Origin of the sequence: Citrobacter sp. ABFQG, from assembly GCF_004322975.1 — a bacterium.
Lineage (GTDB): Bacteria > Pseudomonadota > Gammaproteobacteria > Enterobacterales > Enterobacteriaceae > Citrobacter > Citrobacter freundii.
Window position 1 is genome coordinate 2,725,978 of sequence record NZ_CP036435.1, and the last position, 22,922, is coordinate 2,748,899.

The window sequence follows — 22,922 nt, forward strand, 5'->3', positions numbered from 1 at the left end:
GTGAAAACCTTTCATTGGGCACCCAGGGAGGGGATGCCGTCTTCTGTTTCCCCTTCGGTGACAACCATAAAATTTGGGGATGGCTATGAGCAACGTCGCCCGACCGGACTCAACCATCAGTTAATTAACTTCCAGCCTGTTTTCCGTATCACGTCGGACAATTCCCGCACCGCACTTGAAGCGTTTCTGGTCGAGCATGGAGGATATAAAGCCTTTTTGTGGCGACCGCCAAAATACAACCGCACGATTAAAGTTGTCTGCCGGGAATGGTCTGTTACGGACAACGTCACGTATTCTGATTTCAGCTGTAAATTTGAGCAGGTCATTGCTTAAGGATCCTTATGCAGGATATACCTCAGAACACCCTCAACGAAACCACGAAAACCGAGCAGTCGGCCCGCATTGATTTGTGGGAAATCGACCTGACGGCCTTTGGTGGCCAGCGTTACTATTTTTCAAATGAAGCGAATGAGAAGGGCGAGCCGGTCACCTGGCAGGGGCGGAAGTATGACGTTTACCCTATACAGGGAACCGGGTTCGACCTGGTAGGGAAAGGGACTACCGCCCGCCCGACGCTGGCGGTGTCGAACCTGTTTGGCATGGTTACGGGACTTGCGGCAGATATGCAGAGCCTCGTCGGGGCCACGGTGGTAAGGCATGTTGTGTACGCCCGTTTTCTCGATGCGGTGAACTTTACAGGCGGCAACCCGGAGGCCGATCCGGAACAGGAAGTAGTCAGCCGCTGGGTGATTGAACAACTGTCAGAGCTGAAAGCCACCACGGCGACCTTTGTGCTGGCCACGCCGACCGAAACGGACGGCAGCGTGTTTCCGGCGCGGATCATGCTGGCTGATGTCTGCAACTGGACCTACCGTTCTGAGGAGTGTGGGTATGCCGGGCCGCCTGTGGCGGATGAATTTGACAAACCCACGGCAGACCCGGCAAAAGATGCCTGCAGCAAATGCCGTACTGGCTGCGAGCTGCGTGATAACCTGCCGCGCATCGGCTGCTTCCTCTCGATTAACCGTCTCTCCTGATGGATACACCCATGAACAAAAATATCCTGGCGCATGCCGCTGCGTGTGCGCCGGCTGAATCGTGCGGCTATGTGGTGGAGACGTCTGCCGGGGAGCGGTATTTTCCCTGCCAGAATCTTTCCGCTGAACCGACAATGTATTTCCGCATGGATCCGGCAGATTACCTTCAGGCGCAGGTGGCGGGCGATGTGGTGGCCCTGGTCCACAGCCATCCCGATGGCCTGCCGAATCTCAGCGATGTTGATCGCCGCCTGCAGGTGCAGAGTGGCCTGCCGTGGTGGCTGGTCTGCGATGACCGGATATACAAATTTCGCTGCATGCCGTTCCTCACCGGGCGGGCATTTGAGCATGGCGTGACGGACTGTTACACCCTGTTCCGTGATGCGTACCATCTGGCGGGGATTGAGATGCCGGATTTTGCGCGGAGGGAGGACTGGTGGAAGCAGGGGGATAATCTGTATCTGGATAACCTGGAGGCGACAGGCTTTTACCGGGTGAATGCCGCAGAGGCACAGCCCGGAGACATTCTGATTTGTTGTTTTGGTTCATCGGTTGCCAACCATGCCGCGATTTACTGCGGCGACGGGGAACTGTTGCACCATATTCCTGACCAGCTCAGTAAACGCGAGAGGTATACCGACAAATGGCAACGCCGCACACACTCCATATGGCGACACCGGGCATGGCACGAGTCTGCCTTCACGGGGATTTACAACGATTTGGCCGCCGCTTCAGCCTCAGTATAAAAACGGGGGCCGAGGCCATTTACGCGCTGGCCATGCAGATACCGGGCTTCCGGCAGAAAATGAATGATGGCTGGTATCAGATACGCATTGCAGGCCTGGATGTGAATGAAACCAGCCTGTCAGCCCGTCTGCACGAGCCGCTGCCAGACGGTGCCATTATTCATATTGTCCCACGCATGGCTGGGGCTAAATCCGGTGGTCTGTTCCAGGTGGTGCTGGGAGCAGTGGCAATAGCCGCGTCCTTTTTTACAGCAGGAGCTTCACTGGCAGCCTGGGGAGCAGCGTTATCTGCCGGTGCTATTTCAGCATCTTCAGTCCTGTTTTCTATGGGAGCGGCCATGATGCTGGGGGGGGTAGCGCAGATGCTGACACCCCAGGCAAAAATCCCCTCATCCCGGCAGACCGACAACGGCAAACAGAACACTTATTTTTCGTCGCTGGACAATCTGGTGGCGCAGGGTAATGCCCTGCCGGTGTTGTACGGTGAAATGCTGGTCGGCTCCCGCACAATTTCCCAGGAAATCAGCACACGGGATGAAGGTGGTGGGGGGCAGGTGGTGATCATCGGTCGCTGACATTCTTGCAGCATATTTGTATTTGCAAAGAACCGCCTCCGGGCGGTTTTGTCGTTTCAGAGGGAACAGATTATGGGTAAGGGGGGTGGCAGCAGTAAAACGCCGCATGAGGCTCCTGACGACCTGAAATCCAGCCAGATGCTGACGGTTGTTGATGCCATCTGCGAGGGGCCGATTGAAGGTCCTGTGGACGGGCTGAAAAGTGTCAGAATTAACAAAACGCCGGTCCTCGACAGCGACGGTAACGCGATGGTTCACGGTGTCACTGTGGTTTATCGCGTGGGGGAGGATGAGCAGACCGCGATGGAGGGGTTCGAAGACTCCGGCGCTGAAACCCTGCTGGGTGTGGAGGTGAAGAAGTCAGAGCCAGTGACCCGCACCATTACCACCAAAACGCTGGACCGTCTGCGCTTTACCTTTGGTGTTCAGTCGCTGGTCAGCACCAGTACCAAAGGTGACCGCAACCCGACCAGCGTACAGATGCTGATCCAGTTTCGGCGGGATGGGCTGTGGCGAACGGAACGGGATATCACCATTACGGGGAAAACGACCACGCAGTTTCTGGCATCCGTGGTGATTGATGATTTACCGCCCCGGCCTTTTGAAGTCCGCATGCTGCGCCTCACTGATGACAGTACGACAGACCTGCTGCAGAACAAAACGGTGTGGTCAGGCTTTACCGAAATCATCGATGTGAAACAGTGCTACCCGAACACCGCCGTTATCGGGGTAAAAGTGGATGCGGAGCAGTTTGGCAGCCAGCAGGTCACGCGAAACTATCACCTGCGCGGGCGTATTGTGCCGGTACCATCGAATTACGATCCGTTAAAACAGACCTGTACGGGAATATGGGACGGGACGTTTAAACCCGCCTGGACAGATAATCCGGCCTGGTGTGTGCTGGATATGCTGACTCACCCGCGCTATGGCATGGGAAGCCGCATTGGTGTTGCCGATGTGGACAAGTGGGCGCTGTATGCCATTGCACAGTACTGTGATCAGCCTGTTCCTGACGGTTTTGGCGGGACAGAGCCGCGTATCACCTGCAATGCGTATCTGACGGACCAGCGTAAAGCATGGGATGTGCTGGGGGACTTCTGTTCCCTGATGCGCTGCATGCCGGTCTGGAACGGCAGCACCCTGACGTTTGTGCAGGACCGGCCCGCCGATAAAGTCTGGACCTATACACAAAGTAATGTGGTCATGCCCGCTGACGGTGCGCCATTCATCTACAGCTTCAGCGCACTGAAAGAGCGACACAATGCTGCCGAGGTCCGTTACACCGACCCGAACAACGGCTGGGAAACGTCCACCGAACTGGTGGAAAACGACGCTGCCATCCGGCGCTACGGTCGCAACGTTCTGAAGATGGATGCATTCGCCTGTACCAGCCGTGGGCAGGCGCACCGCGCCGGACTGTGGGCCATCACCACTGAATTGCTGGAAACGCAGACGGTGGATTTTTCCGTAGGGGCTGAGGGGCTGCGACATGTTCCCGGAGATATCATTGAGATCTGCGACAGTGATTATGCCGGTGTGACCGTGGGCGGACGAATCCTGTCGGTCGACAGCCTTACGCGCACGCTCACGCTGGACCGTGAGGTGGAGATACCGCCAGGCGGCAATGTGGTGCTGAACCTGGTGGGCAGCGATGGTCAGCCTGTTACCGTCGCAGTTACCGCGCACCCCGCCCCGGACTCCGTGACCGTCAGCCAGTTACCCGATGGCGTGGCGGAGTACAGCGTGTGGGGGCTGAAACTGCCGGACCTGCGCCAGCGCCTGTTTCGCTGTGTGGCCATACGGGAAAACGATGACGGCACGTATGCCATTACCGCCGTACAGCATGTCCCGGAGAAAGCGAGCATCGTGGACAACGGGGCGACGTTTGATCCGTTACCGGACACCGGTATCACGAATACGCTGCCTGCCGTGCAGCACCTGACCACAGAGATTCTGGCAGAGGAGGGGCAGTATCAGGCGCGGGCGCGATGGGATACCCCGCGTGTGGTTAAGGGGGTTAACTTCTCCCTGCGCCTGACGGTGAAAGCGGAAGATAACAGCGACCGGCTGGCCAGCAGCCTGATCCTGACAAAAACGGAGCATACTTTCCGTAACCTGACGCCGGGACGTTACACCCTGACGGTGCGGGCGGTGAACAGCCAGGGCCAGCAGGGCGATCCGGCCAGCACGGATTTCAGCATCGCCGCGCCGGCAGTACCGTCTTATGTTGAGCTGACTCCCGGCTATTTTCAGATAACCGCCACCCCGCGCCAGGCGGTATATGACCCCACGGTGCAGTATGAATTCTGGTTTACAGATACGCAGATTGCCGATACCCGCCAGGTGGAAACCGATGCGCGTTATCTCGGCACCGCGCTGTACTGGATTGCGGCCAGCAGCAGTATCAAACCCGGCAAGGATTATTACTTCTATATCCGGGCCGTGAACCAGGTCGGGAAATCGGCGTTCGTGGAGGCTAAAGGGCAGGCCAGCAACGATGCGGCGGGCTACCTGGATTTCTTCAAAGGGAAAATCACCGAAAGCCACCTGGGGAAAGAGCTGCTGGAGAAGGTGGAGCTGACGGAAGACAACGCCAGCAGGCTGGATCAGTTTTCGGAAGAATGGCAGGACGCGAACGGCAAATGGAATGCCATGTGGGGTGTGAAGATAGAGCAGACCAAAGACGGGAAGCACTATGTGGCTGGTCTGGGCCTGAGCATGGAAGACACGGAAGAAGGGAAGGTAAGCCAGTTCCTGGTGGCAGCAAACCGTATCGCGTTTATCGACCCGGCAAACGGCAATGAGACCCCGATGTTTGTGGCTCAGGGTAATCAGATATTTATGAACGAGGTGTTCCTCAAATATCTGACGGCTCCCACTATCACCAGTGGCGGGAACCCGCCGACCTTTATGCTGACACCTGACGGAAAACTGACTGCCCGTAATGCGGATATCAGCGGCCATATTAGTGCGAATTCTGGTGCTCTCAACAATGTGACGATTGAGGAAAACTGCACCATAAAGGGGACGCTCCGGGCCGAGCGTATTCTTGGGGATATTGTTAAGGCAGCGGGCAGGGAGTTCCCTTACTTCATAACCAGTAACGGTGAAAAACGGTACGCCAACGGGACACTGACAGTCGTGATTGAAGATGACCAGTCTTTTGACCGACAGGTTTCCATTCCTGGGATTACCTTTCAGGGTGCAGCGTATGACAGCCAGACCAGTAATGACGTATGGGATGACTGTACGCTGACTGTCAGGAAAAACGGGGTGGAGATATACAACCAGACAAGCAGAGGTGTACCGGCCGTTTTTACGCGGACACTGGATATGCCTGCCGGGAGCGGACGGATGACGCTGAGTTTCAGTGTCAATACACATGGTAACAGCAGCGGCTGGCCATATTCCCGAATCAGTGACCTGCTGGTTATTGTGACGAAAAAGTCATCAGCCGGGATAACAATCAGTTAATGACAGAAACCGCCTTCGGGCGGTTTTTTTATGGAGGAATTATGGCAGTACTTATCTCTGGAGTGCTCAGAGACGGGGCCGGCAAACCGGTTCAGAGCTGCACTATTCAGCTGAGTGCCAGGAAAACCAGCCCGACCGTTGTGGTTGAGGTGACTTCATACTCTATTACAGGAGCGGACGGTCACTACAGCATTGAGGCTGAGCCGGGTTATTACAGTGTGTCACTGTTGCGGGAAGGTTTTCCTCCCTCAGTGGCCGGCGATATTTATGTGGCCCCGACCGATGCGCCGGATACCCTGAATGCGTTTCTCGATGCGCCAAAGGATGCAGACCTGCGTCCGGAGGTGATGAAACGTTTTGAGGAAATGGTAAACCGCGTTGTGGATTTGAGCGGTGCAACAGAGAAGGATCGGAAACTCGCTGAACAGGCCGCACAGTCAGCAGCGCAGAGCAATGATGCGGCAGCATTGTCTGCAATGGCTGCAACAGAGTCACAGCGCCAGGCGGCACTCTCTGCGGATGCTGCTGATGATTCTGCCCGGTCTGCTGCAGATAATGCCCGACAGACAGCGCAGAACGTTCTGGCCAGCAGTGTAGATGCTGACAGTGCGGCAAAGTCGGCACAGACAGCGACGGAACAGACCGGAAAGGCAAAGATCGCCGCTGATGCGGCACAGAAAGCGCAGCAGGAGGCAGGCGCTTCGGCACAGTCTGCAGCGGGGAGTGCCGGAAGTGCATCTGCGTCAGCACAAACAGCGGGTGAGCATGCCGGTAATGCAGCCGCATCTGAAACCTCAGTGCGTGAAAACGTCCTCACGGCTATACAGGCTGCAGAACAGGGGGATAACAGCGCTGCAGCTGCAGCGCTAAGTGAACAGCATGCCAGGGAGTTCTGTGAAAAGGCTGCTAAATCAGAGACTGAGGCAGCAGGCAGTGCACAATCGGCTTCCTTAAGTGAAGCATCAGCATTGCAGGCTGCGAAAACTGCTGAGAATCAACAAAATGCAGCCACTGAGAGTGCCACTCGCGCAGAGCAGGCCAGAGATGAGGCCCTGACGCTGCGCGATGAAGCTCAGGAAGACGCCCTGAATGCCCGGAACAGCGCACAGGCTGCTGCTGCCAGTGAGAAAGAAAGTGGACAGGCAAGGGATGAAGCACAGCTCCTTGCTGAACAGGCAAGGAGTGCAGCCTCAAAAGCCGCCGCTGAGACCATTAAAGAGATACAGGAAAGTGAAGACCTCAGTGGTCCGCCAGGCCCGCAGGGGCCAGAAGGTGCAAAAGGTGCAAAAGGTGAAAAGGGTGATACCGGATTAACGGGGGCAACAGGACCAACTGGCCCTGTGGGTCCGCAGGGACCGGCAGGCGCAAAAGGCGAAAAAGGGGACAAGGGTGATTCCGGGTTAACGGGGGCAACAGGACCAACTGGCCCTGTAGGTCCGCAGGGGCCGGCAGGGGCAAAAGGTGACAAGGGTGATACCGGATTAACGGGACCCACAGGACCAACTGGCCCTGTGGGTCCGCAGGGACTGGCAGGCGCAAAAGGCGAAAAAGGGGACAAGGGAGATATCGGATTAACGGGGGCAACAGGACCAACTGGACCTGTAGGTCCACAGGGGCCGGCGGGTGCAAAAGGTGACAAGGGTGATATCGGGTTAACGGGAGCAACAGGACCAACTGGCCCTGTAGGGCCTCAGGGACCAGCAGGCGTACCAGCAGGTGCTCTTCATGCTGTAGGTACGTTTGCGCTGGCATATATGCCAGCGCCTGGAGGGAGAGGTACTAATCCAGGTACAAGTTATTCGGGGGGAAGTTTAATAGCGTGTGGAATTATCAGCAACAGCGACGCTAAAGCGTCGTTTTGTATTACGGGTAGTAGTGGCAAATATACTTTGCCGGGTACATGGCGTTCGTGTGGAATTGCATCGAGTTCTTCTGAAGGTCTGGCTGGGACTAATTTGGGTTACTATGCAGGCATTTTTCAGCGAATCTCATAAAAGGAGATTGTATGAACATTGAGGTCATTCAGGCTCCTGAGTGGGCGAATAAAGAACATACAGCGATTAATTGTAGTGTTAAATTTGCAGAGTTTGATGAGTTTCTGCCGTTCACTGCATGCCCGAATGATTTTGAGGAGCATGGGCGCCGTATCTACAGCGAGCTTGAATCAGGAAAGTATGGACCTGTCGCCCCTTTTATTGTGACTGACAAGATGGTGGAGGATTTACGAAATCAGAAACTGGCTGAAATCAGCAACTGGCGGGACGTTCAGGAAAACGCCAACATTATTTTTGAACTGGACAATCGCCGGTGGGATGGAGGCAAAGTATCGCAGGAGCGTCTTGCACCCGTGGTTATGGCTGGTAGAACAGGAAAGTTACCTGAGGGATTTTTCTGGACCGATGCGGATAACCACGACGTTCCCGTAAATTTTGCGTTCCTGCAACAACTGGAGGCAGCGATGATGCAGGCAATGGTAGTGCACGGCTTCAGTATTCACGAACGGCAGAGGCAGATGAAATCGGAGGTAGCGTTACTTACAGATGTTAATGCCATTGCTGAATATCCAGTTGGCTGGAGTGAGAGGAAGTAATGTGCTGGTTCACCTTTCTAAATGTCTAAATTGTATTAACTTAGATCTGACATGACACAGCTATGGCACAGACCTGAACCTAGTCTGATAGGCAGGTCTGTGCCAGAAGCGGACCTGTCGTGGTTTGAAAAGCCTCCTCGTGAAGTGGCCAGCTTTTATCGACCATTTCAGTTAGAGTTTATTCCGGCGTAGTTCGTAGTATATTGAGAGTATTCTTTGTTATCAGGTGTTCTGTATGTCCTATTCCATCGGTGAATTTGCGCGGGTTTGCGGAATAACCCCCACGACGCTGCGTGCCTGGCAACGTCGTTATGGACTTCTCAAACCACAGCGTACAGATGGTGGGCACCGGCTGTATAGCGATGACGATATCCAGCTGGCGCTTAAAATTCTCGACTGGGTGAAAAAAGGTGTACCGATAAGCCAGGTAAAACCGCTGCTGGCCCGCCCTGATGCGCGGCGAACGAATAACTGGCTATCTCTGCAAGAGAGTATGCTGCAGCGCCTGAACGAAGGGAAAATTGAATCTCTGCGCCAGCTTATTTATGACGCTGGCCGCGAGTATCCTCGCCCTGAACTGGTGAGTGAGGTATTGCGCCCTCTGCGAAGCCAGGTCTCGGCCAACGTGCCGGCTATCATGACGCTGCGTGAAATCCTCGATGGTATTATCATCTCTTACACCTCGTTTTGCCTGGAAAGGGATAAGCGTGCGCCGGGTGATAACTACCTGATTACAGGCTGGCATCTTACCGACCCCTGCGAGATCTGGCTTGAAGCGCTTGGTCGCACTGGACAAGGACATCGCATTGATGTGCTTCCTGTAGCGCCCGCGATGCTCGCGCCTGAAATTTTCCCCGAGCGAAAATGGCTGTTGGTTACGTCCGGCAAACTCACCGCAGCACGTAAAAAACAGATAGACCTCTGGCAACAACAGGTCAACTTCCTCGAAGTGATCCCGCTTTAATCTTCAGTCATTACCGTTCCTGTGAGTCGATTAGCCACTGCCTTAGTGGATCCCAGATAATCTCGCTCAAAAAAATAAAACTTAATTCATTGAATTAAATGTGTTTATAAAAATTACCCAGCCAAAACTTGGACAAAACAAAGTGTTTGTGTAAGTTTTAATTATGCCACATACGTGTTGTGGTCCACATAAGGGTAAGAGCTATGCGCGCGCAGCCATCCGTTATTAACAGGTTTGTGGATTACTACGCCAGTCTGGATCGCCAGCCCGCCGCCGCACTTGCCGGGTTGTACGACGAGCACGCGGTACTTGTCGATCCCTTCGGGGAACATAACGGGCTGTTTGCCATCCAGCGCTATTTCTCGCATCTGCTGGGGAATGTGAACACCTGCCGTTTTGCCATTGGTCCTCCGCTGTGTGAGAGCGGACGGTTTGCCGTGACGTGGACCATGTACTGGTCGCATCCGCGTATTGCTGGCGGAGAATTACGATCCTTGCCGGGATGTTCAATGGTCGGGACGCATAACGAGAAGATTGTTCGCCAGCGTGATTATTACGATGCCGGAGAGATGCTTTATGAGCATCTGCCGCTGTTGGGCTGGGCCGTCCGCGGCGTTAAAAGGAGGGTGCGCGCATGATGACAGTCCTCATTACTGGCGCAAGTTCCGGGATTGGTGCCGGGCTCGCAAAGTCATGGGCCGATGACGGCTGTCACGTGATTGCCTGTGGCCGCAATCCAGAAAGGCTGGAACAGCTGCGCCAATCCCACGCCAATGTCACAGTACGCCTGTTCGATATGACAGACAAAGACGCCTGTCGCCAGGAGCTGGCGGACTGCAAACCCGAACTGGTTATTCTCTGCGCCGGAACCTGCGAATATCTCGACCACGGCTGGATAGATGCCGAGAAGGTTGAACGGGTGATGGCGACGAATTATCTGGGCCCCATCAACTGCCTGGAAGCGCTTCAGACGCAGCTAACCTCCGGTAGCCGCGTGGTGCTGGTCAGTTCGATGGCCCACTGGATGCCGTTTCCTCGGGCTGAAGCCTATGGCGCGTCTAAAGCGGCGCTAACCTGGTTTGCTAACAGTTTGCGTCTGGACTGGGAGCCGAAAGGTGTCGCCGTGACTGTCGTTTCGCCAGGATTTGTCGATACCCCGCTTACCCGTAAAAACGATTTTCCTATGCCCGGTCAGGTAAGTGTAGAGCAGGCGGTGAAGGCGATTCGTCATGGCCTGGCGAAAGGGAAAAACCATATTGCCTTTCCGTCGGGTTTTGGCGTGTTGCTGCGTGTGTTGGGCGGGCTACCTGAGCGTCTCCAGCGCGCGTTACTGCGCAGGATGGTGCGTTCATGAAAATAGCTATCATTGGCAGTGGGATTGCCGGATTAACCTGCGCCTGGCGTCTGGCCGGACACCATCAGGTGACGCTTTTTGAAGCGGCGTCGACCCCTGGCGGCCATACTGCGACAGTGGATGTGGCGACTCCGCACGGGAGTTTCGCGATTGATAGCGGCTTTATCGTCTATAACGACCGAACCTATCCGCGTTTTATGGGCTTGCTGAGCGAACTCGGCATTCAGGGGCAAAAAACGCAGATGAGCTTCTCGGTGCATAATCCGCAAAGCGGTATGGAGTATAGCGGTCATACGCTGACTTCATTGTTTGTCCAACGTCGAAACCTGGTCAACCCCGCATATTGGGGAATGCTGAAAGAGATTGTCCGTTTTAATCGTCTGGCGAAACAGGCATTAAATGAGACCGATGTGAACGCGACGCTTCAGACTTTCCTCGACCAGCACCACTTCAGTGTGTTCTTTGCGCGGCATTATATTTTGCCGATGGGCGCGGCCATATGGTCATCTTCACTTCAGGAGATGCGCCGTTTTCCACTGGCGCTGTTCTTACGGTTCTTTGAGCACCATGGCTTGTTGGATATCTGGCATCGACCGCAATGGTATGTGGTGCCGGGCGGATCGCGCGAATACATTCGTGTCATGCTGGCGAAGCTGGGCGATCGTCTGAAATTGCACCTCAATTCACCTGTTCAGCAGGTTATTCGCTACGACAGCGGCGTCAAAATACAATTGGCAGGATCAATACAGACATTTGATCAGGTGATCTTCGCCTGCCATTCCTCGCAGGCTCTGGCTGTACTTGAGGATGCGACCCCTGCAGAACGCGACGTGCTGGGCGCAATTGACTGGCAACGTAACGAGGTTGTGTTGCACTGCGATCGCCGCTGGTTACCGGTATGCGAACGCGCTTGGGCAAGCTGGAATTACCGCCTGAGTGAGCAAGATAGGGCCCGCGCTTGCGTCACCTATAACATGAATATTCTCCAGGGATTACCTGAAGGAAGCCCGCTATTTTGCGTGACCCTCAATCCGGACATCCCCATCGACGACCGTTTCGTCTGGCGACGCTTTGTTTACGAGCATCCGTTGTTTAACCCTGAAAGCTGGCGAGCGCAGGCGCGTCGCGCTGAGATCAACGGTCAGCATCGGAGCTGGTTCTGCGGTGCTTACTGGTACAACGGTTTTCACGAAGATGGCGTACGCAGTGCGCTGGATGTGGTACACGGCATTGCTGCAGGAGAGGGGAGCTAAGATGAACAGCTGCCTGTACCACGGCGTATTACGCCACCGACGCCTTCAGCCGACCACGCACCAGTTTACTTATCAGGTGTTTATGGCTTGGCTCGATCTGGACGAGCTCGCTCAGCTTCCGGGCGTGGGCGTGAAACGTAATCGCTTCGCTGCAACTACTTTTCATGATGCCGATTACCCGCTGGGAACCCCGTTAAAAGAGAACGTACTGAATCAGCTTGCCAGCCTGACAGGCGAGCGTCCTGAAGGTCGCGTGATGCTCCTGACGCAGTTGCGCTATTTCGGTTTTCATTTTAATCCGGTCAATTTTTACTACTGCTATGACCGCGCGCAGATCCTGCGCTGGGTGCTGGCGGAGGTCCGCAATACGCCGTGGAATGAGCGTCATTACTACGCCGTAGATGCGCAGGAAAAGCGACCACTGGAAAAAGCGTTCCATGTATCGCCGTTTAATCCGATGGATATGGTCTATCACTGGCGATTTAACTCGCCGGGTAAAACGCTGCATATGCATATCGAAAACCATCAGGCAGAGAAAATTTCTGATGCCACCCTGATGCTCAAACGCGAGCCGTTGACGCCGGCAAGTTTACGCACGTTGCTGCGACGACTGCCGATGATGACGCTGAAAACGGTGTCAGCGATTTATTGGCAGGCGCTACGACTGTGGCTCAAGCGAGTCCCTCTCTACAATCATCCCGTGAGCAGGAGTGAACGATCATGATCGATCCCACCTTTGCGCTTGAACCCGATATTCCGCGCAACCTGCGTGTTGCGCGTTGGTTCCTTTTTCGTATGCTGAGCGGCCTTCGTCAGGGTTCAGTCACGGTGCGGGAAGGGGCCCAGGTCTTTCATTTTGGTGATGTTTCGGCTGAATTACGCGCCGACGTACATATTGTTTCGCCCACGGTGTATTGGCGGGTGTTGACGGGGGGAAGTCTTGCAGCGGCAGAGTCCTGGATGGATGGAGAGTGGGAAACGCAGCAGCTCACTACGTTATTGCAAATATTTGCGCTCAACAGCACCCTGCTGGGGCGGCTGGAAAGTGGATTTCGCCTGCTTGGCCGACCCGTTGAGCGTTTACGTCATTGGACGCGCCGCAACCATCGGCAACAGGCAAAAGAAAACATTGCCGCGCATTACGATCTCGGCAATGCCTTTTACGCGCACTTTCTGGATGAGGATTTACTCTATTCCAGCGCCTTGTTCACCTGCCCCGAGCAGTCGTTAGCGCAGGCTCAGCAGGCCAAAATGGCGCGACTTTGCGAACAGCTGGCGCTGACCGCGAATGATCATCTGTTGGAAATTGGGACCGGCTGGGGAGCGATGGCGGAATACGCCGCGCGTCATTACGGATGTCGGGTGACCACCACGACCCTGTCGCAGGAGCAGTTTGCCTGGGCGAAAGCGCGCATTGCCCGCGCTGGTTTACAGGAGAGAGTCACCGTATTGCTCTGCGACTACCGCGACCTGACCGGGGAATTCGACAAACTGGTATCAGTTGAAATGATCGAAGCGGTGGGGCAGCGCTATCTGCCGACGTTTTTCCGTACGTGTCAGGCGCGCCTGCGCCCTGGGGGCAAAATGGCGCTTCAGGCGATTACCATTCAGGATCAGCGCTTTCGCGATTACAGCAAAAGCGTCGATTTTATTCAGCGCTATATCTTTCCGGGAGGTTTTTTACCCAGCATCACCGCGATGAGTGGGCTGATGACAAAGCACACTGACTTTGTGGTTCGCAACCTGTTCGATATGGGGCCCGACTACGCCCGGACCCTTGCGCACTGGCGGCAAGGATTTGTTCACTGTTGGCATGAAATTGAAAAGCTGGGCTTTGATGAGCGTTTTCGCCGTATGTGGTTGTACTACTTCGGTTACTGCGAAGCAGGTTTTAACGCCCGTACAATCAGTGTGGTGCAACTGACGGCGGAGCGTCCATGAACCGCCATTTACAGGTCTTTCTCCTGGCTGTCGGGTTCGATTTGTACTGGTTCATGGTGGTGTTATTTCGTGAGCGCGGTCTGGTGTTATGGCTTGGTCTGGCTATTCTGGCCTGCTTCATGTTGCCTGCTGCGCAACGACTGTGCGCGTTAATGCTGACAGCTGCGGGCAGTGGTCTGGATGCGTTGTGGGCGCTGACCGGGTTGATCGATTTTCGCGGCGAAGCATTGTTGCCGTTATGGATGCTTGCGCTCTGGCTCATGTTCGCCGTCATGTGGACGCACCTCACCTGCTCGACCTCTTTGCCAGGATGGCTGCTGGTAATAATGGCCACCGGTGGAGGACCGATCGCTTATCTGATAGGAGAGCGTTTGGGTGCCATTACTTTTCTGGAGCCGACATTTATCGTGCTCGGTTTAATGGCGACGGGCTGGCTGGTGTTGATGCTGTTTTTTCATATTTTTATGGGGAAACACCAATGAAACTTGCCTTACTGATACTGCTGGGAGTAATGGCGATTGCGCCGTTTGCAGGTGCCACAGACTGGTTAAGCTGGCGGAAAGTCGGTGATGCTACGCTCACCTGGGGGCCATTCACGATCTATAACTCACAATTACGCACCCCGGATGGGCGCTATCGTGGGTTGAAAGAGGATCAGGCACTGATTATCACCTATCAGCGCAATATTGAACGGCAAGAACTGGTGGATGCTACCCGCGAACAGTGGCGAGCGCAGGGTATTTTGGCACGGGAGGCGCAGAGTGAGTCCTGGCTTCGCATGTTGGGTGAGCTATGGCCTGACGTTGCGCCGGGTACGCAACTGGTTTTTGTCTTCCAGGATAAGCAGGGGCAATTTTGGTATCGCTTGTCAGTGGCACAAAGGCATTTCATCCCGCTTGGCCCACCACAGTCGGCGGCGTTCAGCGAAAACTTTCTCGCTATCTGGCTGGGTTCCCGTACGCAATATCCTGAGCTGCGGCAGCAGCTCACTGGAGGTAATAAATGAAACGTTTATTAGCCCTAAGCTTACCGCTGATGATGCAACTTTCTGGCTGTAGCGCCGAAATTACCGAGTATCGCCAGCAGCAGCCGACGCTGGATATCTTTCAGTATTTTCAGGGAGAAACGCAAGCATGGGGGATGGTTCAGGATCGCAGCGGTAAACAGCTTCGTCGTTTCCATGTCGATATTAACGGCGATGTGGTGGGGGACACATTGACCCTCAATGAACGCTTTGTGTACGACGATGGAGAGAAGCAGCAGCGTGTGTGGCATATCCGTAAAATCAGCGCCGATCGTTACGAAGGTACTGCTGGCGATATTGAAGGCGTGGCGAAGGGGCAAACAGCGGGCAACGCGTTCAACTGGCATTACAGTATGAATGTGAAAGCCAGCGGCAGAACCTGGTTGCTGAATTTTGATGACTGGATGTACCTGCAGGATGCTAACCATTTGTTTAATAAAACTGAGATGAAGAAATTTGGCCTCACCGTCGGCACGGTGACGCTCTTCTTCTCCCGTAAAACGCACTAGCGAGGAAGACGCCATGAAAACGCAACCCATCGTTGGGATCAGCGGCTGTTTAACGGGGTCTGCCGTCCGATTTGACGGCGGGCATAAGCGGGCAGAGTTTGCGATGGTGAAACTGGCCCGTTGGGTGACTTTCCAGCCTGTTTGTCCGGAGATGGCGATAGGCTTGCCTGTCCCACGACCGGCGTTGCGCCTCGTACAAACAACTATCGGGGATATTCGCATGCGTTTTAGCCACGCACCTCACGAAGACGTTACCGACAAAATGGCTGACTTTTGTCTGAGCTATCTGTCAGGGTTGGACACACTGTCGGGTTTTATCGTCTGTGCCAAATCCCCCAGCTGTGGCATGGAACGAGTGCGTTTATATGATGAAAAAGGTAATCGCGGGCGCAAAGACGGGGTGGGAGTTTTTACAGCCGCGCTGATGGAGAAATATCCGTGGCTGCCGGTTGAAGAGGATGGACGGCTGCACGATCCGGTTCTGCGTGAAAACTTCGTCGAACGGGTTTTCGCGCTACATGAGCTCCATACGCTGTGCAAAAATGGCCTGACGCGGCGGGCGCTACTGAATTTTCATAGCCGTTATAAACTGCAATTGCTGGCTCACCATCAGGCCGGATACCGGGAAATTGGCCCATTTGTCGCATCACTGCATGAATGGGACGATCTGGAGGCTTTCTTTGCGGTCTACCGCGATAAATTAATGACAATCCTGAAGAAACCTGCCTCACGTAAAAACCACACTAACGTGCTGATGCACATTCAGGGGTACTTCCGTAATCAATTAACAATGCGCCAGCGCGGCGAGTTGCGCGAGGTTATCCTCAATTATCGCGCAGGGATACTGCCTATCCTGGCCCCGATGACGCTGCTTAAACATTATCTGGTGGAATACCCGGACGACTACCTGCTGACGCAGAATTACTTTGATCCCTATCCGCAGGATTTAGCATTGCGACTGAATGTTAATTAATCATGCCTGATAAGCTGAACCGAGCAGCATGATAATTAATGTCGTGTTCGCCCCCTTTAATTTCCGTTTAACGCTCACAGCGGACCTTCAGCTCAGTGACCTGGTCCGCTTCGTGCCAGGAGCGGACGTTGCTAACATCGTGATATATTAATTCATGGATAGCAGTCCATGGGGATAAAATTATGAAGCACGAGCTGTGGACAAATGAAGCTGGTTTAGATTTGTTTTGTCTTGCCGGTCCACTGGGAGACTCTGCTCGGAAATTGCTGGATCTGGACTACAGATTAGTGTGGACATGTGATGCAGACTCGCACCTTGAAGCAATGAAAAAATATTATACGTTCCGTAATTGGGGTGAATATCAAACTGATTTCCCTGAACAGGATAGTAAGACCTACAAAGAAATGGGATGGGAGTAAAAAGCACAAAATCCACAACCTAGCCGCTCTTATTCTCATGTCTCTACGACGTCCGCTCCTCGCTCATAGCGGACCTCATCGGCAGTAAAAGCTTTATCATCGAGGTTTGCCAGTAGTGGTAGCGTGTTGAATGTGCCGGCGGCAAAACTTGGATTTTTGGCGAAAACGCTTCTCTAAAACTAAAATCAAAATTTAGATAATCAATGAGTTGTAAAAGATAACCACTAAATGTTATTGAAAGTAAAAGCGTGATAATTTCAATTATATCAAATGGTTGCTATGATATTGGCGATATAATGCTGCGTCATATTTGCTGGATTAACTGTGAGCCCTGATTTTTCACATTCCCAACGGCACGTGTCACGGCGTGCCATATAAATTTATCAGCCGGCATGGAACCGTCGGTCGCAATTTCCGCAGCTTCTTTCCCTCCAATGTCCTGCCTCATCCACTCGCGAGCAGCATCTGGTGACAGTACCAACGGTCGCCTGTCGTGAATATCTACCAGTCCTTTATCGGCAGTAGCCGTCACTATCAGAAAACCTTCTGCTTCATCTCCACGTTCAAATGGTGTGCTGCCAATTGCCGCCATGAATATTGGCTGACCATCGGCTTGATGAATGAAGTAGGGTTGCTTCTTGTCACCTACCTTTTTCCACTCAAACCAGCCATCGGCAAAGCAAATTGCGCGACCATGTTGCCAGAGTGGTTTAAACATTCTGCTGTTAGCCGCAGTTTCAGAGCGTGCGTTAATTAGCGGTGGTTTATCCCACCACCCGGGGGCGTATCCCCAGATAACTGGATCAAGATGAAGTTTCTCGTCACGTTCGCTCAGCAGCAGAACTTTGGTGCCTGGCGCCACGTTGAATCGCCCGATCGGTTCAGGGTCATATGGGATATCACGTTCAGCTTCTTCAGCGAGCAGGGCGAGATAGTCCTCACGTGTCATTGACTGTGAAAAGCGTCCACACATAGAAACCTCCAGCCAACTGTCAGACTGAAAGTATAGGATATTGAGTAGAACGATAGGATTTGAAGCTCCACACCACCAATATTCCATTATGGCTTTTAGCTTCTCGAGGTTGCTAAATGGCAGATAGACCACTACCCATTTTTACTTTTTTGGGGCAAATTTGGGGGCAAAAATTAGCTTGGGGCATGATTTGGGGCGATGAAATGACTCATATTGCCCGCAATTGTCTAAGATGGTTTTTTATTAACTAATTGATTTTATGATAATTAACTGTATTTGCTAATTTTACAAAATCAATTTTATAGTCTAACGCTGATTATGTGGCTGTGGGGATAAACATTTAATAAACCGGGGGAAGGGATAATGTAGCGGGTGATAAAAAGCCGGAATCGCTTACGCTTATCCGGCTTCTGTTCAGCATCTGGGGAGTTGCTGATTACTTCAGTTCATCAACCATGGCGATGGCGCGACCAATATAATTGGCAGGCGTCATTGCTTTCAGGCGAGTTTTCTCTTCTTCCGGCAGTGCCAGACCATCGATAAACTGCTTCATACCTTCGGCGTCAACGCGCTTGCCACGGGTCAGTTCTTTCAACTTCTCGTACGGCTTCTCAATACCGTAGCGACGCATCACGGTCTGAATCGGCTCTGCCAGAACTTCCCAGTTATGATCCAGTTCATCCAGCAGATGATCGCGGTTTACTTCCAGTTTGCTAACCCCCTTCAACGTAGACTGATAGGCGATCAACGCATAGCCGATACCCACACCCAGGTTACGCAGAACGGTAGAATCAGTCAGGTCACGCTGCCAGCGGGAGACCGGCAGTTTGCTCGCCAGGTGCTGCAGAACAGCGTTAGACAGGCCCAGGTTACCCTCGGAGTTTTCGAAATCGATGGGGTTAACTTTATGCGGCATGGTGGAAGAGCCGATTTCACCCGCGATAGTTTTCTGTTTGAAATGGTTCAGTGCCACGTAGCCCCAGACATCACGGTCAAAGTCGATCAGGATGGTGTTGAAACGGGCGATGCAGTCGAACAGCTCGGCAATGTAGTCGTGCGGCTCAATCTGCGTGGTGTACGGGTTCCACTGGATGCCCAGCGAGGTGACAAATTCTTCGCTGAACTGATGCCAGTCAACTTCCGGGTAAGCGGCGATATGGGCGTTATAGTTACCGACTGCACCGTTGATCTTACCAAGAATTTCAACCTGATTGAGTTGGCGATATTGACGCTCCATACGGTAGGCCACGTTAGCCATTTCTTTGCCCAGCGTAGACGGGGTGGCTGGCTGACCGTGGGTACGGGAGAGCAGAGGAATATCGCGGTACTGTACAGACAGATCTTTCACCGCGTCGATAAGCTGGCGCCAGTACGGCAGAACCACTTCGTCGCGTGCGGTTTTCAGCATCAGCGCGTGAGACAGGTTGTTGATGTCTTCTGAGGTACACGCAAAGTGGATAAATTCGGAAACGGCGTGCAGTTCCGGGATATCCGCTACTTTCTCTTTCAGGAAATACTCAACTGCCTTCACATCATGGTTGGTCGTACGTTCAATGGTTTTGATACGCGCAGCATCTTCTTCATTGAAGTTAGCGACGATCGCATCAAGGAAACCGATTGCGTCGGCAGCAAAAGCAGGAACTTCCTTGATCGCTGCGTGCGCGGCCAGTTTTTGCAGCCAGCGTACTTCAACCTGTACGCGGAATTTCAGCAAACCGTATTCGCTGAAAATCCCGCGCAGCGCGCTGACTTTATCGCCGTAGCGTCCATCGACAGGGGAAACGGCGGTCAGTGAGGATAATTCCATAGATCACAACTCCGGGGTTAAATGAGCAAGAATTTGTTTTGCCTGAGTCGTCAGGCGATTACGAGAAAACATGAGTTGCAGACGGCCTCCACCAACCTGATGCCAGAGCACGGCAGCACGGATGCCAGCCAGCAGCGAAGCGCGTACTTTAGCCTGAACCTGCGGGCTCTGGAGGATGGCCGGGGAACCCGTGACCTGAATACGCGGGCCGAGTGGGCTGATGACGTCAACATAAATGCCAGCCATCGCACTCATCAACGTTTCTGACTGCAAATCAAAATGATCCAGCTGGCGCTGCAAGCCGCTGATACGGTCTCCCAGCGTGTCCATAGCGCCCTTGGCCGCTGACAGCTTACGCTCCAGCACCATCAGGCTTAGCGTGTAACGAGTGAGTTCAGCGTTCAGTCCCTGGCGACTGCTGGCGTTCAGTACGCCGAGCATTGTTTCCAGCCCCAAACGCAGGTTGGCCTCGCTGCCGCCAAACACGCCCAGCGTAGAGCTGGGATTCATGTCGATGACACTGTTCAGTGAAACGTGTAATGCATCGGCATCACAATGCCCCTGGTGCGCCAGTTCCTGCACCAGGCGTGCCGACTGGCAAATGCCTGCCAGGGCGAGGGTGATGTCATAATAATTCTTTGCCACGTTCACTGCTTCCTTGTATCAAATGTGTAAGTAATTATACCGGCAGAGGCAATCGTTGTTCGATAATGCCGCCGCCGAGGCACACTTCGCCATTGTAAAAGACAGCCGACTGACCCGGCGTAACCGCCGCGACTGGCTCGTCGAAAATGACTTCAATACGCTCAGCATCCAGTGCTTTAACGGTGCACGGAATGTCGGTCTGACGATAGCGGGTTTTCACCGTACAGCGCATGGTACCAGTGAACGGTTCGCGATCGACCCAATGCAGCTGTTGCGCCACCAGGCCAACAGACATCAGACGTGGATGTTCATGACCCTGAGCGACAACCAGAATGTTGTTCTCAACGTCTTTATCCACTACATACCATGGATCTTCTGTCCCTTCTTTCGTTCCGCCAATACCCAGACCTTTACGCTGACCCAGAGTGTGGTACATCAGCCCCTGATGCTGGCCAATCTCTTCACCATCAACGGTGATGATTTTGCCTGGCTGAGCCGGCAGGTAGCGACCAAGAAATTCGCGGAACTTACGTTCGCCAATGAAGCAGATGCCGGTGGAGTCTTTTTTCTTGGCCGTAATCAGACCAAGGTCTTCGGCAATTTTACGCACCTGCGGTTTTTCCAGTTCACCGACCGGGAACAGGCTTTGCGCGATTTGCTCATGGCCGAGCGTATAGAGGAAATAACTTTGGTCTTTATTACCATCGAGCCCACGCAGCAGTCGGCTTTTGCCGTCGACATCTGCGCGACGCACGTAGTGACCGGTGGCGATGTAATCGGCACCTAAATCTTCGGCGGCAAACTCAAGGAAGGCTTTAAACTTAATTTCTTTATTGCACAGAATATCCGGGTTCGGCGTACGACCCGCTTTGTACTCTTCAAGGAACAGTTCAAAGACGTTGTCCCAGTATTCTGCGGCAAAGTTGACGGTATGCAGTTCAATGCCGAGTTTGTCACAAACAGCCTGTGCATCCGCAAGGTCGGCGGCCGCTGTGCAGTATTCCTCGCCATCGTCCTCTTCCCAGTTCTTCATGAACAGGCCTTCTACCTGATAGCCCTGTTGTTGTAACAGCCAGGCAGAAACGGAGGAATCGACACCGCCGGACATGCCGACGATCACTTTTTTTGGGCTTTCAGACATAGGAATACTCACAACATTGAACTTCAAGGCGGCATATTCTAGCACGCAGCCCTTTACTTGACACCCTCTGTAAATGGCCAGTTAAATTCACCGATCATGGACAGCTGGTAGCACTGGCCGCTCTGGTAACAGCGAATACTCTCTGCAACCAACGGCGAACGCAGGTTTGGCGCAGAGAAAATCTCTTCTGCGCTGACCCAACGACAGCAATCAATATCGCTGTCATGGGGTTCAGTAGCGCACATATTGGCAAGCTCGATAGCGAAAAGAAAACGCAAAAAGGGCGTTCTGTCCGGTGCAATCCATTGATGCATACGAACAAAATGCTGTGGCTGTGCTTTAATGCCCGTTTCTTCCCATAGTTCGCGTGCTGCGGCTTGCACCAGCGTTTCGTCGGCTTCCAGGTGTCCTGCGGGTTGATTCCACAAGGCTTTGCCATTGATCGTTTCTTCAACGACTAAGAATTTATCTTCTGCATGCACAATGCAGGCGACCGTGACGTGCGGTTTGAACATGTTTCCCCCTTATTCCTCAGCAAAACCTTCGGCAACATCTGGCCAGCTAATTTCACCGCTGGTCTTGTCGATACTGATATAAGCCACAGGAGGCGACGTTTGTGGGTCGGCCCCTCCGCGACACAATGCAGTTTGATGATCCTCGCGTACGATAATCTCAATGGCCTTTTTAGCATTCCAGCTTTCATAAAAAATACATTGATAGTCGTGACGTAGCCCAAGGGTGGCGACTCTCGTTGCCTTGTCTGTCGACAGCGGGTTGATGTCGTCGCGATAGCGGTCACCGCTGTTTAAAGCCTGTAACTGCGACTTTTTTAACCAGCCGCGTACGATATGGCGATCGGTGGTGTAGTAGACCGCTTCCATAAAATCATCGTTGGATTGTTCTTGTACAGAGACGAGGTCGCCGGGCACTAAAAATACGGATGGGCTGCGACACTGTTCGGTTGGCATCGCATAGAACCATGCGCGGGCGTCTCCCATTACCTGATAGTGGTTTGCGAAGGAGTAGGGCAAATACCCACGCTGTGACATCTCTTTATTTGCCCATGACTGGCAAGACGCGCTTGCTGCAAGCGGGCTGGATAACAGTGTTAATCCATCAGCCGAGACCCACCCGGTGGCAAAGGTTCCTTTAGCGTCCCGATAACGTACGTAACGATAAGGCTCATCTTTGGAAAGCATGCCCGTGCTTTTGTAGCGCTGTGAACTCCTGAGCACCTCAACAGTGTCGCCATTGACCATGAACGCGGGGAGTTGACACTCTGTTGCTGGTGCAGAATAGAAATGCAGACGTGAGTCGGTTTTTACTTTGGCAGACTCATAAAGGTAGTTTGCCTCTCCTGCTGCAATTCCGGCAATCGCCTCACAGTCCAGTTTTGCTGAACAAAACGGTGACACGCCGAGCAGGATGAATGCTGCAAAAAGCTGTTTATCCATATTTTTCATTCTTCCCTGTTAACACTCACGTTAAACCGTACGG

24 protein-coding genes are annotated in these 22,922 nt (G+C 53.4%); 18 read left to right on the forward strand and 6 right to left on the reverse strand.

The genetic code is table 11. The annotated features are described in order from the left end of the window. The first annotated feature begins 33 nt into the window (after nt 1-33). The 18 genes from WN16_RS13335 to WN16_RS13425 all read left to right on the forward strand — a co-directional run bounded on the left by WN16_RS13335 (nt 34) and on the right by WN16_RS13425 (nt 16,859). Complete coding sequence (locus WN16_RS13335) at nt 34-333, forward strand: phage tail protein (RefSeq protein WP_196238998.1); 300 nt, start codon at nt 34-36, stop codon at nt 331-333. A gap of 8 nt (nt 334-341) precedes the next feature. Further along, the gene (locus WN16_RS13340; RefSeq protein ID WP_046670530.1) at nt 342-1,037 is read left to right on the forward strand and encodes a phage minor tail protein L; all 696 of its coding nucleotides are present in this window, start codon (nt 342-344) and stop codon (nt 1,035-1,037) included. 11 nt (nt 1,038-1,048) lie between these two features. Continuing rightward, complete coding sequence (locus tag WN16_RS13345) at nt 1,049-1,783, forward strand: C40 family peptidase (RefSeq protein ID WP_069219688.1); 735 nt, start codon at nt 1,049-1,051, stop codon at nt 1,781-1,783. Further along, nucleotides 1,681-2,358, forward strand: coding sequence for a tail assembly protein (locus WN16_RS13350; protein ID WP_071681833.1), 678 nt, complete (start codon nt 1,681-1,683; stop codon nt 2,356-2,358). Before WN16_RS13345 ends, WN16_RS13350 begins: the two co-directional genes overlap by 103 nt. A gap of 72 nt (nt 2,359-2,430) precedes the next feature. Then, on the forward strand, nt 2,431-5,832 hold the full coding sequence (locus tag WN16_RS13355) for a host specificity protein J (protein ID WP_046670531.1): 3,402 nt from the start codon (nt 2,431-2,433) through the stop codon (nt 5,830-5,832). A gap of 41 nt (nt 5,833-5,873) precedes the next feature. Further along, on the forward strand, nt 5,874-7,826 hold the full coding sequence (locus tag WN16_RS24665) for a prophage tail fiber N-terminal domain-containing protein (protein WP_278249172.1): 1,953 nt from the start codon (nt 5,874-5,876) through the stop codon (nt 7,824-7,826). A gap of 11 nt (nt 7,827-7,837) precedes the next feature. Next, nucleotides 7,838-8,422, forward strand: coding sequence for a DUF4376 domain-containing protein (locus tag WN16_RS13370; RefSeq protein ID WP_044700540.1), 585 nt, complete (start codon nt 7,838-7,840; stop codon nt 8,420-8,422). A gap of 235 nt (nt 8,423-8,657) precedes the next feature. Continuing rightward, nucleotides 8,658-9,386, forward strand: a complete 729-nt coding sequence (locus WN16_RS13375; RefSeq protein WP_044700539.1) for a MerR family transcriptional regulator — start codon at nt 8,658-8,660, stop codon at nt 9,384-9,386. 203 nt (nt 9,387-9,589) lie between these two features. Further along, nucleotides 9,590-10,024 (forward strand): nuclear transport factor 2 family protein, encoded by a 435-nt coding sequence (locus WN16_RS13380; RefSeq protein WP_044700535.1) that lies wholly within the window; start codon nt 9,590-9,592, stop codon nt 10,022-10,024. After that, nucleotides 10,021-10,740, forward strand: coding sequence for an SDR family NAD(P)-dependent oxidoreductase (locus WN16_RS13385; protein WP_044700533.1), 720 nt, complete (start codon nt 10,021-10,023; stop codon nt 10,738-10,740). Before WN16_RS13380 ends, WN16_RS13385 begins: the two co-directional genes overlap by 4 nt. After that, nucleotides 10,737-11,993, forward strand: a complete 1,257-nt coding sequence (locus WN16_RS13390; protein ID WP_103790861.1) for an FAD-dependent oxidoreductase — start codon at nt 10,737-10,739, stop codon at nt 11,991-11,993. The genes WN16_RS13385 and WN16_RS13390 overlap by 4 nt, the downstream gene beginning before the upstream one ends. A 1-nt stretch (nt 11,994) precedes the next feature. Further along, the gene (locus WN16_RS13395; protein WP_044700528.1) at nt 11,995-12,717 is read left to right on the forward strand and encodes a DUF1365 domain-containing protein; all 723 of its coding nucleotides are present in this window, start codon (nt 11,995-11,997) and stop codon (nt 12,715-12,717) included. Then, nucleotides 12,714-13,934 (forward strand): cyclopropane-fatty-acyl-phospholipid synthase family protein, encoded by a 1,221-nt coding sequence (locus WN16_RS13400; protein WP_044700526.1) that lies wholly within the window; start codon nt 12,714-12,716, stop codon nt 13,932-13,934. Before WN16_RS13395 ends, WN16_RS13400 begins: the two co-directional genes overlap by 4 nt. Next, nucleotides 13,931-14,416, forward strand: coding sequence for a DUF2878 domain-containing protein (locus tag WN16_RS13405; RefSeq protein ID WP_044700524.1), 486 nt, complete (start codon nt 13,931-13,933; stop codon nt 14,414-14,416). The genes WN16_RS13400 and WN16_RS13405 overlap by 4 nt, the downstream gene beginning before the upstream one ends. Then, a complete protein-coding gene (locus WN16_RS13410; RefSeq protein WP_044700522.1) occupies nt 14,413-14,940 on the forward strand; it encodes a hypothetical protein in 528 nt (175 codons plus the stop codon). The genes WN16_RS13405 and WN16_RS13410 overlap by 4 nt, the downstream gene beginning before the upstream one ends. After that, the gene (locus tag WN16_RS13415) at nt 14,937-15,467 is read left to right on the forward strand and encodes a DUF3833 domain-containing protein (protein WP_044700520.1); all 531 of its coding nucleotides are present in this window, start codon (nt 14,937-14,939) and stop codon (nt 15,465-15,467) included. Before WN16_RS13410 ends, WN16_RS13415 begins: the two co-directional genes overlap by 4 nt. A 13-nt stretch (nt 15,468-15,480) precedes the next feature. Beyond that, on the forward strand, nt 15,481-16,440 hold the full coding sequence (locus tag WN16_RS13420) for a DUF523 and DUF1722 domain-containing protein (protein ID WP_046670535.1): 960 nt from the start codon (nt 15,481-15,483) through the stop codon (nt 16,438-16,440). 182 nt (nt 16,441-16,622) lie between these two features. Further along, on the forward strand, nt 16,623-16,859 hold the full coding sequence (locus tag WN16_RS13425; protein WP_044702835.1) for a hypothetical protein: 237 nt from the start codon (nt 16,623-16,625) through the stop codon (nt 16,857-16,859). A gap of 304 nt (nt 16,860-17,163) precedes the next feature. Here WN16_RS13425 and WN16_RS13430 read toward each other — a convergent pair whose 3' ends face one another. The 6 genes from WN16_RS13430 to WN16_RS13455 all read right to left on the reverse strand — a co-directional run bounded on the left by WN16_RS13430 (nt 17,164) and on the right by WN16_RS13455 (nt 22,888). Continuing rightward, nucleotides 17,164-17,832: an SOS response-associated peptidase gene (locus tag WN16_RS13430; protein WP_044702837.1), complete on the reverse strand. Its 669-nt coding sequence runs from the start codon at nt 17,830-17,832 to the stop codon at nt 17,164-17,166. Between the two features lie 436 nt (nt 17,833-18,268). After that, nucleotides 18,269-19,639, reverse strand: coding sequence for an adenylosuccinate lyase (purB, locus tag WN16_RS13435; protein WP_032949068.1), 1,371 nt, complete (start codon nt 19,637-19,639; stop codon nt 18,269-18,271). Nucleotides 19,640-19,642: 3 nt separating this feature from the next. Further along, nucleotides 19,643-20,284 carry a high frequency lysogenization protein HflD gene (gene hflD, locus WN16_RS13440; protein ID WP_003841885.1) on the reverse strand — a complete coding sequence of 214 codons (642 nt, stop codon included), beginning with the start codon at nt 20,282-20,284 and terminating at the stop codon, nt 19,643-19,645. Nucleotides 20,285-20,318: 34 nt separating this feature from the next. Further along, on the reverse strand, nt 20,319-21,425 hold the full coding sequence (gene mnmA / locus WN16_RS13445; RefSeq protein WP_003832402.1) for a tRNA 2-thiouridine(34) synthase MnmA: 1,107 nt from the start codon (nt 21,423-21,425) through the stop codon (nt 20,319-20,321). A gap of 53 nt (nt 21,426-21,478) precedes the next feature. Then, the gene (locus WN16_RS13450) at nt 21,479-21,940 is read right to left on the reverse strand and encodes an NUDIX hydrolase (RefSeq protein ID WP_044702840.1); all 462 of its coding nucleotides are present in this window, start codon (nt 21,938-21,940) and stop codon (nt 21,479-21,481) included. A gap of 9 nt (nt 21,941-21,949) precedes the next feature. Next, nucleotides 21,950-22,888 (reverse strand): hypothetical protein, encoded by a 939-nt coding sequence (locus WN16_RS13455; RefSeq protein WP_044702841.1) that lies wholly within the window; start codon nt 22,886-22,888, stop codon nt 21,950-21,952. Nucleotides 22,889-22,922 lie beyond the last annotated feature (34 nt).

What these genes read in the sequence shown, in the direction of transcription:
- WN16_RS13380 (WP_044700535.1), top strand. Translation starts at nt 9,590, where the DNA reads ATGCGCGCGCAGCCATCCGTTATTAACAGGTTTGTGGATTACTACGCC.
- WN16_RS13410 (WP_044700522.1), top strand. Translation starts at nt 14,413, where the DNA reads ATGAAACTTGCCTTACTGATACTGCTGGGAGTAATGGCGATTGCGCCG.
- WN16_RS13355 (WP_046670531.1), top strand. Translation starts at nt 2,431, where the DNA reads ATGGGTAAGGGGGGTGGCAGCAGTAAAACGCCGCATGAGGCTCCTGAC.
- mnmA (WP_003832402.1), bottom strand. Translation starts at nt 21,425, where the DNA reads ATGTCTGAAAGCCCAAAAAAAGTGATCGTCGGCATGTCCGGCGGTGTC.
- WN16_RS13425 (WP_044702835.1), top strand. Translation starts at nt 16,623, where the DNA reads ATGAAGCACGAGCTGTGGACAAATGAAGCTGGTTTAGATTTGTTTTGT.
- WN16_RS13455 (WP_044702841.1), bottom strand. Translation starts at nt 22,888, where the DNA reads ATGAAAAATATGGATAAACAGCTTTTTGCAGCATTCATCCTGCTCGGC.
- WN16_RS13335 (WP_196238998.1), top strand. Translation starts at nt 34, where the DNA reads ATGCCGTCTTCTGTTTCCCCTTCGGTGACAACCATAAAATTTGGGGAT.
- WN16_RS13450 (WP_044702840.1), bottom strand. Translation starts at nt 21,940, where the DNA reads ATGTTCAAACCGCACGTCACGGTCGCCTGCATTGTGCATGCAGAAGAT.
- WN16_RS13420 (WP_046670535.1), top strand. Translation starts at nt 15,481, where the DNA reads ATGAAAACGCAACCCATCGTTGGGATCAGCGGCTGTTTAACGGGGTCT.
- WN16_RS13395 (WP_044700528.1), top strand. Translation starts at nt 11,995, where the DNA reads ATGAACAGCTGCCTGTACCACGGCGTATTACGCCACCGACGCCTTCAG.
- WN16_RS13390 (WP_103790861.1), top strand. Translation starts at nt 10,737, where the DNA reads ATGAAAATAGCTATCATTGGCAGTGGGATTGCCGGATTAACCTGCGCC.
- WN16_RS13340 (WP_046670530.1), top strand. Translation starts at nt 342, where the DNA reads ATGCAGGATATACCTCAGAACACCCTCAACGAAACCACGAAAACCGAG.
- WN16_RS13415 (WP_044700520.1), top strand. Translation starts at nt 14,937, where the DNA reads ATGAAACGTTTATTAGCCCTAAGCTTACCGCTGATGATGCAACTTTCT.
- purB (WP_032949068.1), bottom strand. Translation starts at nt 19,639, where the DNA reads ATGGAATTATCCTCACTGACCGCCGTTTCCCCTGTCGATGGACGCTAC.
- WN16_RS13345 (WP_069219688.1), top strand. Translation starts at nt 1,049, where the DNA reads ATGAACAAAAATATCCTGGCGCATGCCGCTGCGTGTGCGCCGGCTGAA.
- WN16_RS13385 (WP_044700533.1), top strand. Translation starts at nt 10,021, where the DNA reads ATGATGACAGTCCTCATTACTGGCGCAAGTTCCGGGATTGGTGCCGGG.
- WN16_RS24665 (WP_278249172.1), top strand. Translation starts at nt 5,874, where the DNA reads ATGGCAGTACTTATCTCTGGAGTGCTCAGAGACGGGGCCGGCAAACCG.
- WN16_RS13375 (WP_044700539.1), top strand. Translation starts at nt 8,658, where the DNA reads ATGTCCTATTCCATCGGTGAATTTGCGCGGGTTTGCGGAATAACCCCC.
- WN16_RS13400 (WP_044700526.1), top strand. Translation starts at nt 12,714, where the DNA reads ATGATCGATCCCACCTTTGCGCTTGAACCCGATATTCCGCGCAACCTG.
- WN16_RS13430 (WP_044702837.1), bottom strand. Translation starts at nt 17,832, where the DNA reads ATGTGTGGACGCTTTTCACAGTCAATGACACGTGAGGACTATCTCGCC.
- WN16_RS13350 (WP_071681833.1), top strand. Translation starts at nt 1,681, where the DNA reads ATGGCAACGCCGCACACACTCCATATGGCGACACCGGGCATGGCACGA.
- WN16_RS13370 (WP_044700540.1), top strand. Translation starts at nt 7,838, where the DNA reads ATGAACATTGAGGTCATTCAGGCTCCTGAGTGGGCGAATAAAGAACAT.
- WN16_RS13405 (WP_044700524.1), top strand. Translation starts at nt 13,931, where the DNA reads ATGAACCGCCATTTACAGGTCTTTCTCCTGGCTGTCGGGTTCGATTTG.